Genomic DNA, 15,114 nt, shown 5'->3' with positions numbered 1-15,114 from the left:
GGGTTAGGCGGGGGCTGGGAGGAGGTCGAGGGAGTCGCCGGCGGACGCCGGGTCCAGGTAGAGCTTGGCGTGGGGGGTGCGGCGGAGGATGGTCGAGGGGCAGGTGGGGGTGATCGGCAGGGTGAGGGTGTTGCGGACGGCGGCGGCCTTGCGTCGCTCGGGAGCGACCACCTGTACCTCGCGGGCGCTGAGCAGCGCGGGCACCGTCAGCGAGATCGCCGTCGGCGGGACCGCGCTGATGTCGGGGAAGTGACCCTCGCCGACCTGCTGCCGCAGGGATTCCGGGGTGAGCGTGATCTGCCTGACCCAGCGCGGATCGGCGAAGTCCGCCTGGCCGGGCTCGTTGAACGCGAGGTGCCCGTTCTCGCCGATCCCCATGCAGGTCAGGTCGATCGGCGCGGCCCGCAGCAGCGCCTCGTAGCGGGCGCACTCGGCCTCGACGTCGGCCGCCTCGCCGTCGATGTACTCGACCCGCGCGGGCCCGAACGGTTCCGCGATCCGCTCCCGGATCCAGCGCCGGAACGACGCCGGGTGGTTCGCGTCGATCCCGACGTACTCGTCCATGTGGAAGACGGTGACCTTCGACCACGGCACGTCGTACCCGCTCAGCGCGGTGACGAACGCGAGCTGCGAGTTGCCGGTGGCGATCACCACCCGGGCGGCGCCGTGCTCGGCGACCGCGCGGGTGAGCAGCTCGGCGGTACCGGCGGCGGCCGCGGCAGCCATGTCGGCGGTGGCGGCGAAGACTTCGAGGCGGAGGTCCTCGATCTGGGTGACAGGCACTATGCACTCCTCGGGACGGGACGTAGACTACAAACGTTTGCAGCAAACTAGCAGGTTTTGCCGTCAGTCCCAAGATGTAGTTACCTGGTCCGGAACCCCGAGCCCGTGGAGGCGCGCTGTGACGAGTGAGGTCCTGGAAGGTCGTACGGCGGCGGGCCGCGGCGTGCGGGTGCACTACTCCCCCGCCGGCATCGAGGAGGTCACCGACCACCCGTCGGCGCCGGACCTGCTGCTGATCCCCGGCCTGGTCGACCTCCAGCTCAACGGGTACGGCGGCCTGGACGTGAACGACCCGACCGCCAACGAACTCCCCGCCCTGGTCCGCGCGCTCTGGACGCAGGGCGTGACCACGGTCTGCCCGACGATCATCTCCGCCGACGACGCGACCACGACCACTCTGGTGAAGCAGGCGGCCGCGGCCCGCGCGAGCGATCCGGTGGTGAGGTACGCCGTACCGGGTCTGCACCTGGAGGGTCCGTACATCTCGTCCGTCGAGGGCGCCCGCGGGGCCCACGACCCGGCCGTCGTCCGGGACCCGGACGCCGCCGAGTTCGACCGCTGGCAGGCGGCCGCAGACGGGGCGATCGCGATCATGACGGTCGCACCGGAACGCACCGGCGCGATCGAGTTCACCCGGCACCTCGCGGCGAACGGCGTACTCCCGTCGGTCGGTCATTCGCTGGCGAGCGCCGCGGAGGTGCACGCGTTCGCGGCCGCCGGCGGGCGGATGTCGACCCACCTCGGCAACGGACTGCCGGCGCAGATCGACCGGCACCAGAACCCGATCTGGGCCCAACTCACCGACGACGCCCTGACCGCGGGATTGATTGCCGACGGCCACCATCTGCCCCCGGACACGTTCGCCGCCCTGGTCCGCGCGAAAGGCCCCGAGCGCTGCGTCCTCACGAGCGACGCCGCCGCCCTCGCGGGTTGCGCGCCCGGCGACTACCGGACCGCGGTCGGCGGCGCCGTCACCGTCACCCCCGACGGCGGCCTCCGGCTGACCGGTACGCCGTACCTCGCCGGCAGCGGCGCCTCCCTGCTCGACTGCCTCCGCTGGGCCACGAACCACCTTCCGCTCGAGGTGGCCGTGACGATGGCGACCAGGACCCCCGCCGACCTCCTGGGCCTCCACGACCGCGGCCGTCTCGAACCCGGCACCCGAGCCGACCTGCTCCGGTTCACCAAGACCCCGACGGGTGGTATCGGCGCGCCGGTCACGGTCGTGGTCAACGGCCAACTGGTTGCCTGAGGCAACAGTCAAGTGTTCAGCGAACTGCAGCTACATGCAGTTGTGCTTGCCGGTGGCCCGGTGCGTCCCGTATAAGGCGTACATGACGGCGATCCGGCTCGAGGCGGTGTCCAAGGTGTTCGACGGCGAACACGTGGCCGTCGACGAGCTGTCGCTGGAGATCGGTGACGGCGAGTTCATGGTGCTGCTCGGGCCGTCCGGGTGCGGGAAGACCACGCTGCTGCGGATGATCGCCGGGCTGGAGCGGGTGACCGAGGGCGAGGTCTGGTTCGGGCGTACCAACGGCACCCACCTGGCACCGCGGGACCGGGGCGTGGCGATGGTGTTCCAGACCGGCGCGCTCTACCCGAACCGGACGGTCCAGGAGAACATCATGTTCCCGCTGCAGATCGCCGGCCAGGGCGACGCCGAGGCCGGGACGACCGCCGCCGGGCTGGCGCAGATCCTCAGCATCGAGTCGGTCCTGGACCGGATGCCGCGCACGCTGTCCGGCGGCCAGCGGCAGCGGGTGGCGATCGGGCGGGCGCTGGTCCGGCGGCCACGGGTGTTCCTGCTGGACGAGCCGTTGTCGAACCTCGACGCCACGATGCGGACCGAGCTCCGGCAGGAGATCGGCGCGATGACCCGCGACCTGAACGTCACCACCTTGTACGTCACCCACGACCAGGTCGAGGCGCTCACGCTCGCGGACCGGATCGCGGTGATGCGCGACGGCCGGATCGAGGACGTCGGTACGCCGACCCAGGTCTACAACGATCCCGCGACCGCGTTCGTCGCCGGCTTCCTGGGTACGCCGCGGATCAACCTGCTCGCCGCGACCGTGAACGTGACCGCCCACCACCGGGTCCGCCTGGAGTTCGGCGGCCAGTCGATCGGCCTCGATCCGACCGACCGCCGCTCGCTGATCCTGCGGCACCACCACGGCGCCCCGGTGATCGTCGGCGCCCGCTCGAACGCGTTCAGCCTGATCACCACCGAGGATGCCCCGAACCGGCTGACCGGCACGATCCGCGCGTTCGAGTTCCACGGCCAGCAGTCGATCGCGTTCGTCCAGTGCGGCATCGAGGTCGCCGACCCCGACCGCATCGGCCGCGCCACCCCCGCCCACGCGATCCCCGCCGCCGACCCACCCGCGCCGTTCCGCACCCGCCTCCGCACCCGCCTCGGCCTCGCCACGCCGCCCGCCCCCACCCCCGAGCCCCACAGCCCGACCCACCGCCGCGCCGACCTGGTCGTTGAACTCCCCGTCGACACCGACCTCCAACGCGGCACCCGCGTCCACCTGACCCTCGACACCACCCAGATCCACCTCTTCGACCACACCGGCCACCGAGTAGACCGCATCACCCGCTGACTGGACACAGGTCCGGGTGTCCGGGAACAAGCCATTGCTTGTTCCCGGACACCCTCGGGCGTGCTCGGCCGGACAGACCTACGCGGCGACCACCGTTCCGTTCGAGATGACCAGGTGGGGCCTCTCGAGTACGGCGGGATCGTCGAGTGGGCTGCCGTCGACCAGGATCAGGTCGGCCGCGTACCCGGGGGCCAACCGTCCGACGGTGTGTCCGAGGCCGAGCAGGCGGGCCGCGCCGGTGGTGGCGGCGCGGATCGCGTCGAGGGCGGTCATACCGGCCTCGTGCAGCAGGCGTACCTCACCGCCGATCGGGTCCACCGCGAGGCCGAACGAGTCGGTACCGGCGACCACCGGCACGCCGAGCTCGGCGGCCCGTCGTACGGCGGCCTGCAGGACCGGGAAGAACTGTTCGCCGCGCTGCTTCAGGATCGGGTTCGGCGAGTCCTTCAGGCCGTTGATCGCGGACATCGTCGGCGTGAAGTACGTGTGCTGCCGCGCCATCCGCACCAGCGTCCGCTCGCCGACGAACACGCCGTGCTCCAGCGTCCTGATCCCGGCCCGGACCGCGTCGTCGATGGCCTGCTCGCTGTAGCTGTGGCACATCACCCCGACGCCGCGCCGGCCGGCCTCGGTGACGATCGCCCGGATCTGCTCGTAGTCGTAGACCTGCACGAGCGGATCCTGCTCGGGGATCCCGGCGCGCGGGTTCACCCGGGTCTTCACCCAGTCGACGCCGCGGTCGAGGTTGACCGAGGTCAGGTATCGCAGCTCCGGCGGTGTCCGCACCCCGCCGGCCAGCGGGGCGAGTGCCGGGTCGCCGATGATCGTGGTCCCGAGGTCCGGCGTGACGAAGGTCCCGGTCGCCCGCATCCGCGGTACGACACCGGGCGCCCACGGGCCGAGCGCCCGCAGACCGACGTCCTGGTAGAAGTCCGACGTACCGCTGCGTACCGTCGTCGCGCCGAGCACGAGCGCGGCGTGCGCGTCGGCGACCGCGTTCTCGTGGACGTGGACGTCCACGAGACCGGGCAGGATCCAGCGGCCGCCGGCGTCGATCGGCTGTCCGCCGACCGCGGCCACGGCCGCCCGGGTCCGCGAACGGTTGCCAGCGGCCACTACCTTTCCACCGTCCAGGACGACGACCGCGTCCTCGACCACCTGCCCGGTGAGCGGGTCGAGCAAGGTCCCGTTCTCGACGACGACAGCCGGCGGCACCGGCGGACGCCCCAGCCCGATCGGAGCCGTTACGGCCCGGCCCGCGCCGTCGCCGGCCCCCGGGGTCCCGATGGCGGCCTCGGCGGGGAGGGTGGCGGCTGCGAGGCCCGCGCCGACCAGGGCCATCGCGCCGCCGATCACGCCGCGGCGGGTGACCGAGCGCGGCAGCGGCTCGATCTCATCGTGGTCACGGCACATCAGCGACTCTCCTTGTCCAAGGTGTTCTTGACGATCCGGCCGCCCTGCATGATCAGGCGTAACCGGCGTTCCGGATCCGTCAGTACGGCGATGTCCTCGAGCGGGTTGCCGTCGACGACCAGCAGGTCCGCCGAGGCACCGTCCCGGATCTCGCCGAGATCCCCGGCCAGACCGGCGATCTCGGCACCGACGACGGTGGCGGACCGGAGGATGTCGGCCGGCTTCTGTACGTCGGCCCGCAACGTGAACTCGTCCAGCTGATGGGCGTGCAGCGCCCCGTGCAGGTCGGTGCCGTAGCCGATCGCTACCCCCGCCCGGTCGGCCAGCTCGAGTGCCTGCAGGCCGCACTCGAGGATGTTGTCGAGCTTGCCCCGGCCCGCCGGCGTCAGGTGTCCGGCCCCGCTGCGCCGGAGCGCGTCGAACGTCGCCAGCGTCGGCACCAGGAACGCGTCGTGCTCGAGGAACAGCTCGACACTCTCCGCGTCGATCAGGTTCCCGTGCTCGATGGTACGGACGCCGTACCGGATCGCGCGGTTCACCGACGCGGCGGAGTACGCGTGCCCGGCGACGTACCCGTGGCCGAAACCGGCCTCCTCGACGGCGGCGCGGATCTCCTCCTCGGAGTACGCCGGCGTGTCGAGTGGCATCGACGAGACGACGCCGCCGCTGAGCGTCAGCTTGATGTGGTGCGCGCCCTGTGCCAACTGCTCCCGGATCGCGCGCCGCAGCTCGATCGGCCCGTCGCAGATCCGGGTCAGTACGTGACCGCCGGTCGGCGCCAGGATCGGCCCGCCGTACAGCAGCCGCGGTCCCTCGATCAGCCCTTCGCGGAGCGCCCGCGCCAGCCCGGCCTCGGCGCCGCCGAGATCCCGGACGGTGGTGAAACCACGATGCAGCATGTCCTTCAGGGTCTGCGCGGACCGGAGCGCCGCGTACGACGCCGGCCACGCCTTCAGTTCCGCGAAGCTCTCGCTGCCCTGCGTGACGTGTACGTGCGAGTCGATCAGTCCCGGCATCAGCACCTGCCCGTGCAGATCGATCAGCAGCCCGGAACGCCGTACGCCGGAACCGATCCCGGCGATCCGTCCGTTGCGTATGGCAACTTCCTGGTCCTCGACCAGAACCCCGTTCCGGACATCCAGGACGGCCGCGTTGACGAACGTACTGTCCATCTCAGTTCACCGCCTCGGATGCCACCGCGGGCCCGGGGTGCCCGACCGCCTGCTCCGGATCGAGGTCCTCGAGCCGCCGGCCGCGGGTCGACAGACCGAGGGTGAGGATCGCCAGCGCACCGAGCAGCAGCGCGGCCGCGATCATCGAGAAGACCCCCAGGAACCCGATCGAGGTGATCAGCACGCCGATCAGGATCGGCGCGCTGATCCCGCCGAGCCGGCCGACCGCGGACGCCGTACCCATTCCGGTCGCGCGGATCGCGGTCGGGTACACCTCGGGCGTGTAGGCGTACAGACCGGCGTACGTCCCGTTCATGAAGAACGAGAGCAGGATGCCGTACACGAGCAGCTGCCCGTTGCTGCCGGCGTTCGCCATCAGCAGGGCCGACACCGACCCGGCGGTCAGGTAGAACGCGATCGTCCATTTCCGGTCCAGCCGCTCGTTCAGGTAGGCGCCGGAGTAGTACCCGGGGATCTGCGCGATCGTGATCAGCAGCGCGTAGCTGAGGCTCTTCGAGATGGTCAGGTCGCGTTCGACGAGCAGCGACGGGATCCAGGTGAAGAACCCGTAGAACGCGAACGTGATCGAGATCCACAACAACCACAGCACGGCGGTACGCCGGGCCAGGCCGTCGCGCCACATCAGGATCAGGCCCGCGCCCGGCTTCGTCGCCCGCGGCACCGACAACGTGGTCTGCGGCGCCTGCGCGGGCACCGGCGGGACGTCCTTGCCGGACGCCCGTACGGCGTCTTCCAGCGCGTCCACGACCGCGCCCGCCTCGGCGTACCGGCCCTGCTGGATCAGCCAGCGCGGCGACTCCGGCAGGCCGCGGCGCCACCACAGCAGCATCAGTACCGGCAGTGCCGTCAGCACCTGCGCCACCCGCCAGCCGTTCCCGAACGCCGGGACGAACAGCCGTCCGAGCAGCGCGGAGACGACGTACCCGGCGGAGAAGAACCCGGCGACCGCGCCGACCAGCAGGCCGCGGGACCGGGCCGGGATGAACTCGGCGATGAACGCCGGGATGATCGCGGCCTCGGCGCCGACACCGATGCCCGCGACGATCCGGGCGCCGAAGAACAGCTCCCAGGACGGCGCGAACGCCGCGATCAGGGTGGCACCGCAGTACAGCGCGAGCGCGTACATCATCACCGCGCGGCGGCCGATCGCGTCGCCGATGATGCCCGCGCCGAGCGCGCCGACCAGGATGCCGATCAGCAGCGAGCTCCCGATCAGCCCGATCTGCCACGGGGCCAGGTGCCACAGCGGTTTGACGGCCGGGAGCAGGTACGAGACCAGCGAACCGTCCATCCCGTCGAAGGCGATCCCGAGGCCAGCGATCAGCAGCAGCATCAGGTGCGGGCGGGACAGCGGCAGGCGTTCGAGGCGGTCCAGCAGGGTCCGGCCGGATGCGGGGATGTCCACGGTCATCGGAGCCTCCTACGGCACGATCACGGAGGGGTGGATGACCAGGACAGTAGATGCATGAATTCATGCATGCAATAGCTGGTGCAATATTTCATGCATCCGGCACAATGGGGTGATGACTGACCAGGTCCATACGGTGGGCGAGTGGCTGGACGCCCGGTCCCCCGGTGCACGGCTGGGGCCGAAAGCCGAGCGGGTCCGGCACGTGGTGGCCACCCAGCCGAGTTTCGCGTCGTACGCGACGGCCGCCGAGGTCGCCGAGCGCGCGGAGGTGAACGGCGCAACGGTTGTCCGGTTCGCGCAGTCGCTCGGATTCGCCGGCTGGCCGCAGTTCCAGGCCGAGTTCCGGTCGGTGTACGTCGTACGGCGGTACGACGTCGACGCCGGGGCACCCACGTCGGGGCACGCCGGCGTCCTCGCGACCGCGTTCGCGCGGGACGCGGAGAACCTGCAGTCCTGTCTGCACTCGTTCGATTTCACCGCCGGCGCCGCGGTGGTCGAGGCGATCCACGCGGCGCCCCGGACGCTCGTGGTGGCGACCGGGACGCACGCGCTGCCCGCGCAGGGGCTCGCGATGATGGCGGCCAGCCGCGGGTACGACATCACGCTGGAGGACCGTGGCGGCGCGCACCTGGCGAACGCGCTCGCCCGGCTGACTGACGACGACTGCGTGGTCGCGTTCAGCTTCTGGCAGCACTACAAGCAGACCGTCGCCGCCCTGCGGTTCGCGCAGCAGGTCGGCGCGACCACCTGCGCGGTCACCGACACCCGGCACTCCCCTGCCGCGGACCACGCCGACCACGTGCTGATCATCCCTGCCGAGGGCATCTCGAACTTCCGCTCGATGACCGTGGCCACCAGCCTGGCGTACGGCCTGGCCGCGGCGCTGATCGCGATCGAGCCGCAGCGCAGCCGGTCCGCGATCGCGCACGTGGACACCCTTTGGCAGGACATGGACTTCTTCGTCCCCGACTGAGCCTCACTCGAGCATGGCGCGGGTGTCGATGATGTCGTCGTACTTGACGTGGTCGACGGTCAGGCCTGCGGTGTGCAGGATGCCGGTCCAGCGTTCGAGGGCGTCGCGGTCGACGCGGGCGGTGTTCCAGACTCCGTGTTTGATGAGGAGTTCGGTCGCGGCCAGCAGCGTGGACGGGTCGGCCGCGGGCCACTCGGCGGCGAACAGGCCGTTCAGGTCGGTGACGTTGCCGTCGCGGAGTTGCTGCATCGCCTGGTCGATGGACCGCACGAACGGGATCAGCGCGGGGGTCAGTTCCTCGAGGCGTTCACGGAGTACGTAGTACACGCTGTTCGGCATCCGGCCGCCGCGCTCGGCGTGCAGGTACGCGAGGTGGCCGCGGCCCGCGCGCTGCAGTTCGAGCGCGGTGACCAGGTCGGTCAGGAACGCGTCGCCGAGGCCGCCGACGTACAGGTCGGACAGCATCGGCATCGACAGGTCGTGCGCGAACCGGGTCTGCCACGGGTCGAGGCCGGCCTCGCGCATCAGGCCGCGGGTGAACTCGGCCGGTGCCGTGCCGCCCTGGCCGGGGACCAGGATGGTCCGGTCACGCAGCCAGGACAGCTCGAAGCCGTCGACCCGTTCGCGGGTCACGATGCACATCGGGAACCGGTCGTTGAGCTGGGCGATCGCGACGAAGTCCCGGCCACGACCCGAGTACATGGCCGGCACCCAGACCCCGCCCAGCGCCACGTCGGCGGTCCCGTCGGCGAGCGCGTGCATCATGCCGTCCCACGGGTCGTGCAGTGTGTACGGGACGGCCAGACCGTTCGCGGCGAAGATTCCGTTGCCGCGCGCAACGTACTCCGGAAGGTAGTTGAGTCCGTGCGCCATCGAGCTGAGCTTGAGCGTGGTCATGCGGAGATCTCCGTTCGGTAGGGCTCGACCGGGGTACGGCGGGTCAGGTTCTCGTAGCCGTCCTCGGTGACGACGTACAGGTCCCCGAGGTTCGAACCGGCGACCAGCGGGTCGACCCACTGCGCGTGCAGGACGAACACCATGCCCGGCTCCATCCGGTCGGTGTTGTGCGAGGTGACGTTGTACTGCGGGAGTTTCGGCATCCCGATCGCGTGCCCGAGGTTCGGGTTGTGCGGCCCGGGCGCGGCCGGCCAGACGTGCATCAGCCGCCGCCCCTGCGCCTCCCAGTCCGCGTCCTCGACGTACTGGCGTTTCACCCGGCGCGGTGAGCCGTCCGGCATCGCCTCCCAGTTGAACGGCATCGTGCGGGTCTCCTTGGACTTCAGGTACCCGCGCTCCACGTACGCCTCGAACGCGGCGTCGTGCAGTTCGCTGAACTTCACGCCCGGTCCGATCAAGGCCTCGGCCCGCCGTACGGCGTCGACCGTCATCTCCAGGACCTCGTCCTGCCGCGGCGTCGCCGTACCGACCACCAGCATCCGCGCGGCCTGCGCGCAGTACCCGAGGTAGGTCACGTTCGAGATGTACAGGTTGAGCAGGTCGCCGTGGGTGAGCACATGCCCGTACGGCTTCCCGCACAGCGTCCCGTACCGGTTCGCGCCGATCTGGTACCCGTCGCCCGTCTCGCCGCCGCGCGCCAGCTGGGCGTACGAGAACGCCGCGTACGCCTCGTAGTCCGTGACCCCGGGCCGTACGACGTGGCACAACGCCTCCCAGCCGATGCCGATCAGCTCGCCCGCGGACCGGATGATGTCGATCTCCGCCGCCGACCGGATCCGCTGCATCCGCAGGATCATGTCCGTGGCGTTGGTGAACGCCGTCCGCGGCAGCTCCTCCCGCAACCCCGCGAAGAACGTCGCGGCGGTGTCGTCGCCGATCAGGCCGAGCGAACCACCCGCGAGCCCGAGCCGCTGCAGGACGCCGACGCAGCCGTCGACGGTCTTCCGCAGCGGGGATCCGGGCCGGTTCACGCTCTCCCGGCCGAACGGCGAGATCTGCCAGATGTCGCCGACCAGCAGCGGCTCGCCGCCCGGCGGTACCACCGCCGACTCGGTCCAGAACGACAGCAGTTCGGGATCCAGATCGGCATCGGTCGGAAGGATCAGCACCCCTTCCCGCATCCAGTCGCAGAGGTACCGCAGGAACGGGTTCGACGTGTGGTACCAGCCGACCAGGCTCGCGTGCACGAGCAGCGCGTCGAGGCCCGCGACCGTCGCCTCCCGGCGGAGCCGCTCGATCCGGTCGGCGTACTCCGCCTCGGTGAGCTGCGCGGCCGGTTCGAAGTCGAAGCTCGGCTCGAAGTCGCTGAGCAGCGACTCCATCCGCTGGTAGTCGACCGGGGTGCTGTATTCCCTCACAAGTAGTGTCCTCTCTCAAACTTGGGTCTGGTTGATCTGCTCGAGCGACAGCCGGTAGGTCTCCGGCGCGAACCGGGCCGCGATCGCGAGTACGACGTACATCACCGCGAGCATCAGGAACACGCCGCTCATCCCCCAGGCGGCGAACACCGGGACCGCGATCAGCGGCATCACCGCGCCGGACACGTTGCCGATCCCGTTCACGATCGAGCAGCCGAGCGCGCGGACCTCGGTCGGGTAGACCTCCGGCGACCAGGCCGCGAGCGTGGTGTTCAGCAGCAGCGCGAAGAACTGGAACGTGCCGCCGAGCAGCAGGATCAGCGTCGTACCGTGCGCGAACGTGGCGAACGCGACCGCGGCGCCGCACCCCAGCACGGCCGCGCTGACGACGGTGGTCCGCCGGCCGACGTTCCGCGCCACCAGGGCCGCGACGCAGGCGCCGAGCAGGCTGCCGAGGTTCATCACCATCGTGAACGCCAGGCTGGAGCTGATGCTGTAGCCCTGGGCAACGAGGATGGTCGGCATCAGCACCAGCAACGTGATCTGCGCACCGAACGACATCCACGACGCGATCCCGATGGCGGCGGTACGACGCAACGAGCCGGCCGACACCAGCGTCCGCAAAGGCACCGACTGGCCGACCACGTCCGGGATGTCCTCGTCGGTGAGGTACTGCGTGACCGGGCCGCTGCCCTTGCGGCCGAGGCGGCCCGAGGCGAGCGTGGTGAGCGCCTCGTTCGCCTCGTGCAGCCTGCCCTTGGAGAGCAGGAACCGCGGCGACTCCGGCATGTACCGGCGGATGAACACGATCAGCAGCGCCGGTACGGCGAGCAGCACGTACAGCCAGCGCCAGCTCGCCGCCGTACCGCCGAGCACGTCGTTCAGCGGACCGAGTACGACCAGGAAGAGGCCGAAGGCAACGAAGTTGCCGACGCCGCCGGAGCCGATGTTCAGCGAGGCGGCGACGGTTCCGCGGTACCTGGTCGCGACCATCTCGGTGACCAGCGCGAGCCCGACCGTGAACTCACCGCCGAGGCCGATCCCGACGATGAACCGGGACACCTCCAGGAAGGTCTGGTTCGGCGCGATCGCACTGAGGATGCCACCGAGCGTGTAGAGCAGCAGGTTGAACGAGAGCGCGTACCGGCGGCCCTTGCGGTCCGCGAGGTAGCCCGTGCCGAGCCGGCCGACCAGTCCGCCGATGATCATCACGGTGTTCAGGAAGGCGAGATCCGCGGTCCCCATCCCGAACGAGGCCTTGAGCCCTTCGGTGATGGCGCCGGTGGTGTCCTGTTCGAGCGCGTCGAAGAACATCCCGGCCAGCACCAGGCCGGCCACGACCCAGTGCGCGCGGGTCCAGCCGATCCGGTCCATCACCTCCGAGAGGCGACTGGTGGTTGGGGGTGTATCGGTGCTCCGGAATTCCGAGGGGTGCATGGCCGACCTCCTACTGACAGGGGAATCTGTTGTCGACCGAGCCGGGATCTCGGGGTGTTACCTACTCGTGCAACGGCCATCCGGTGATGACCTTGGGCCGCGGTGCGGCGTACGTACGGACCTTGCTGGTCGAGAGCCCGAGCCGGACCAGCGACTCCGCGAGCTGTACGGCCGCCGCCACCCCGTCCACCACCGGCACTCCGGTGGCCGCGGCGACCCTGCGGTCCAGGCCGGCCATTCCCCCGCAGCCCAGGCAGATCACCTCGGCGCGGTCCTCGGTCACCGCCTTGACCGACTGCTCGACGATCGCGTCGATCGCCCGGTCCGGGTCCGCTTCGAGCTCCAGTACGGCGAGGCCGCTGGCCCGTACCGACGCGCAGCGCGCCGAGAGTCCGGCGAGCAGCAACCGGTCCTCGATCTGCGGTACGGCGCGGTCGAGCGTCGTCACCACCGAGTAGCTCCGGCCGACCAGCATCGCGACCTGGGCGGCGGCCTCGGTGATGTCGACCACCGGCACGTCGAGCAACTCCTGGAGCCCCTCGCGCCCGTGCTCGCCGTACCCGGCCTGGATCACGGCGTCGTACGTGCCGTCGTACCGGACGACCGCGTCCATCACCGCGACCGCGGCCAGGTAGCTCTCGAAGTTGCCCTCGACCGACTCGGGCCCGACGTCCGGCGTCAGGCCGATGATCTCGGTCCCCGGCGACGCGTACGCGGCCGCCGACTCGCGGATCGTGTCGGTCATGGTCTTGGTGGTGTTGACGTTGGCGATCAGGATGCGCACGGTGCCTCCACGGCTTTGCGGACGGCCGCGGCGACGGCGGGTGCGACTGCCGCGTCGAACACGCTCGGCACGATGTACGTCGCGTTCAGCTCCTCGGCGGCGACCGAGTTCGCGATCGCGTCCGCGGCGGCCAGCAGCACGGCGTCGGTGATCCGGTGGGCGCCCGCGTCGAGCATGCCGCGGAAGAACCCGGGGAACGCGAGCACGTTGTTGATCTGGTTCGGGTAGTCGGACCGGCCGGTCGCGACCACGGCCGCGTGCTCGCCGGCCGCGGCCGGGTCCACTTCCGGATCCGGGTTGGCGAGCGCGAACACGATCGCGTCGTCGGCCATCGTGGCGATGTGGTCGCCGGTCAGCAGGCCCGGCCCGGAGACACCGATGAAGATGTCCGCGCCGGGCAGGACCTCGGTCAGTGTGCCGGTCTCGCCGCGCGGGTTGGTGTTCGCGGCGATCCAGCCGCGGTACTCGTCCAGGCCCGTCTGCCCCGCGTGCACCGCGCCGGTACGGCCGCAGGCGACGATCTCGCGCGCACCCTGCGCGGCGAGCAGCCGGATGATCGCGTGCCCGGCGGCACCGACACCGGACACCACGATCCGGACGTCCTCGATCCGCTTGCCCACCACCCGCAGCGCGTTCGCCAGCGCCGCCAGTACGACGATCGCCGTACCGTGCTGGTCGTCGTGGAACACCGGGATGTCGAGCAGTTCCCGCAGCCGCTTCTCGATCTCGAAGCAGCGGGGTGCCGCGATGTCCTCGAGGTTCACGCCGCCGTACACGGGTGCGATCGCACGCACGATCTCCACGATCGCGTCGGTGTCCTGGGTGTCCAGGCAGACCGGCCAGGCGTCCACACCGGCGAACTGCTGGAACAGCGCGGCCTTGCCCTCCATCACCGGTAGCGCCGCCGCCGGGCCGATGTTGCCGAGGCCGAGCACCGCGGAGCCGTCGGTGACGACCGCGACCGTGTTCCGCTTGATCGTCAGCCGGCGCGCGTCGGCCGGGTTCTCCGCGATCGCCTGGCAGACCCGGGCGACGCCCGGCGTGTACGCGCGGGACAGGTCGTCGCGGTGTTTCAGCGGCACCTTCGGTACCACCGTGAGCTTGCCGCCGAGGTGCAGCAGGAACGTCCGGTCGCTGACCTTGCGGACGGTGACTCCCTCGACCGCGCCGAGCGCCTTCTCCAGCGCGGACGCGTGGCTCGCGTCGACCGCGTCACAGGTGACATCGACGACGATCCGGTCGGCGCGCGACTCGACGACGTCGAGCGCGGTCAGGGCTCCACCGGCCGCGCCGATCGCGGTGGTCAGTGCGGTGGTGAGGTGCGGTGAAGCCGGCGCCTCGACGCGCGCGGTGATCGAGTATCCGGGGCTCGGAGTGGGCATGTCGCTCCTTTGTCGATGGTGTGTGGGTGTGACCCGCCGACTCGATCCCGGCGAGCGGCGGGTCACACGTCTAGTTCAGCCGGAGCTCGACGCCGAGGCCGGTACGGCGGGCCGCGTCGACGGCGAGCCGGGCCGCGGCCATGTCCTGCAGCCCGAGCCCGACCGAGTCGAACAGCGTGATCTCGTCGTCCGTACGGCGCCCCGGCCGGACGCCGGCGACCACGTCACCGAGCTCGGTGCCGAAGTGCTCCGCCGTGATCAGCCCCTCGGCGAGCGGCACCAGGACGTCACCGGACTCCCGCCGTACGACGTCGTAGCTGTCGACGACGACCCGGCTCCGGGCGATCCCCGCGCTGTCGATCTCCCGATGGTCCGGCCGCGGCGGCGCCCCGACAGCGTTCACGTGCAACCCCGGCGCGAACCACTCCCCCCGCACGATCGGCTCCCGGGAGGGGGTCAACGTACACACCACGTCCGCCTCCCGCACCACCTGTTCGGGGCCCTCGGCAACAACAATCTCTCGCACGCGGTCCTTGGCATATCCAACGAATGCCTCGACCCGGGCCTTCGTCCGGCTCCACACGACGACCCGCTCAACCGTCATCACGCAGGCGAGCGCATCGAGATGAGCCCGAGCCTGCGCCCCGGCCCCCACCAACCCGACCGTCCGGGCCGTGGACCGCGCCAGATGCTTGGTGGCCACCGCCGACGCCGCCGCCGTCCGGAACAAGGTGAGCGCCGGCCCGTCCAGGATCGCCTCGCACGTCCCGGTCTCCGGATCCACCAGCAGGATCGTCGACTGCTGCACCGGCAGGCC

The 15,114-nt window shown here is 70.8% G+C and carries 13 protein-coding genes; 3 read left to right on the top strand and 10 right to left on the bottom strand.

The window, feature by feature from the left end:
* Nucleotides 1-3 precede the first annotated feature (3 nt).
* Nucleotides 4-783 carry a glucosamine-6-phosphate deaminase gene (locus VFF46_RS09150; RefSeq protein WP_325036612.1) on the bottom strand — a complete coding sequence of 260 codons (780 nt, stop codon included), beginning with the start codon at nt 781-783 and terminating at the stop codon, nt 4-6.
* A gap of 118 nt (nt 784-901) precedes the next feature.
* Between VFF46_RS09150 and VFF46_RS09145 the strand changes: the two genes are divergently transcribed.
* Nucleotides 902-2,035 (top strand): N-acetylglucosamine-6-phosphate deacetylase, encoded by a 1,134-nt coding sequence (locus VFF46_RS09145; protein WP_325036611.1) that lies wholly within the window; start codon nt 902-904, stop codon nt 2,033-2,035.
* An 82-nt stretch (nt 2,036-2,117) separates the two neighbouring features.
* The gene (locus VFF46_RS09140) at nt 2,118-3,389 is read left to right on the top strand and encodes an ABC transporter ATP-binding protein (protein WP_325036610.1); all 1,272 of its coding nucleotides are present in this window, start codon (nt 2,118-2,120) and stop codon (nt 3,387-3,389) included.
* Between the two features lie 78 nt (nt 3,390-3,467).
* On the opposite strand, the gene VFF46_RS09135 is transcribed toward VFF46_RS09140, so the two are convergent.
* The 3 genes from VFF46_RS09135 to VFF46_RS09125 are packed head-to-tail and all read right to left on the bottom strand — an operon-like array spanning nt 3,468 to nt 7,406.
* Nucleotides 3,468-4,802, bottom strand: a complete 1,335-nt coding sequence (locus VFF46_RS09135; RefSeq protein WP_325036609.1) for an amidohydrolase family protein — start codon at nt 4,800-4,802, stop codon at nt 3,468-3,470.
* Complete coding sequence (locus tag VFF46_RS09130) at nt 4,802-5,974, bottom strand: metal-dependent hydrolase family protein (protein ID WP_325036608.1); 1,173 nt, start codon at nt 5,972-5,974, stop codon at nt 4,802-4,804. Before VFF46_RS09130 ends, VFF46_RS09135 begins: the two co-directional genes overlap by 1 nt.
* Before the next feature lies 1 nt (nt 5,975).
* Nucleotides 5,976-7,406, bottom strand: a complete 1,431-nt coding sequence (locus tag VFF46_RS09125) for an MFS transporter (protein WP_325036607.1) — start codon at nt 7,404-7,406, stop codon at nt 5,976-5,978.
* A gap of 112 nt (nt 7,407-7,518) precedes the next feature.
* On the opposite strand from VFF46_RS09125, the gene VFF46_RS09120 reads away from it, so the two are divergent.
* Nucleotides 7,519-8,379 carry a MurR/RpiR family transcriptional regulator gene (locus tag VFF46_RS09120; protein WP_325036606.1) on the top strand — a complete coding sequence of 287 codons (861 nt, stop codon included), beginning with the start codon at nt 7,519-7,521 and terminating at the stop codon, nt 8,377-8,379.
* 3 nt (nt 8,380-8,382) lie between these two features.
* Here VFF46_RS09120 and VFF46_RS09115 read toward each other — a convergent pair whose 3' ends face one another.
* From VFF46_RS09115 to VFF46_RS09090, 6 genes are all read right to left on the bottom strand, one after another.
* Nucleotides 8,383-9,276 carry an ABC transporter substrate-binding protein gene (locus VFF46_RS09115; RefSeq protein WP_325036605.1) on the bottom strand — a complete coding sequence of 298 codons (894 nt, stop codon included), beginning with the start codon at nt 9,274-9,276 and terminating at the stop codon, nt 8,383-8,385.
* Entirely contained in the window at nt 9,273-10,694 is a 1,422-nt protein-coding gene (locus VFF46_RS09110; RefSeq protein WP_325036604.1) for a Xaa-Pro peptidase family protein, read from the bottom strand. The genes VFF46_RS09115 and VFF46_RS09110 overlap by 4 nt, the downstream gene beginning before the upstream one ends.
* 15 nt (nt 10,695-10,709) lie before the next feature.
* Nucleotides 10,710-12,131 carry an MFS transporter gene (locus tag VFF46_RS09105; protein ID WP_325036603.1) on the bottom strand — a complete coding sequence of 474 codons (1,422 nt, stop codon included), beginning with the start codon at nt 12,129-12,131 and terminating at the stop codon, nt 10,710-10,712.
* A 61-nt stretch (nt 12,132-12,192) separates the two neighbouring features.
* Nucleotides 12,193-12,915: an aspartate/glutamate racemase family protein gene (locus VFF46_RS09100; protein ID WP_325036602.1), complete on the bottom strand. Its 723-nt coding sequence runs from the start codon at nt 12,913-12,915 to the stop codon at nt 12,193-12,195.
* Nucleotides 12,903-14,297, bottom strand: coding sequence for an NAD-dependent malic enzyme (locus tag VFF46_RS09095; RefSeq protein WP_325036601.1), 1,395 nt, complete (start codon nt 14,295-14,297; stop codon nt 12,903-12,905). Before VFF46_RS09095 ends, VFF46_RS09100 begins: the two co-directional genes overlap by 13 nt.
* A 70-nt stretch (nt 14,298-14,367) precedes the next feature.
* Nucleotides 14,368-15,114 (bottom strand): ornithine cyclodeaminase family protein (locus VFF46_RS09090; RefSeq protein ID WP_325036600.1); only part of this gene is annotated, 747 nt, incomplete at its 5' end.

Source organism: Kribbella sp. (assembly GCF_035655035.1).
Classification (GTDB): Bacteria; Actinomycetota; Actinomycetes; order Propionibacteriales; family Kribbellaceae; genus Kribbella.
Note: the sequence above shows the minus strand (reverse complement) of the source record. Positions and strands in the feature narration are given on the sequence as shown.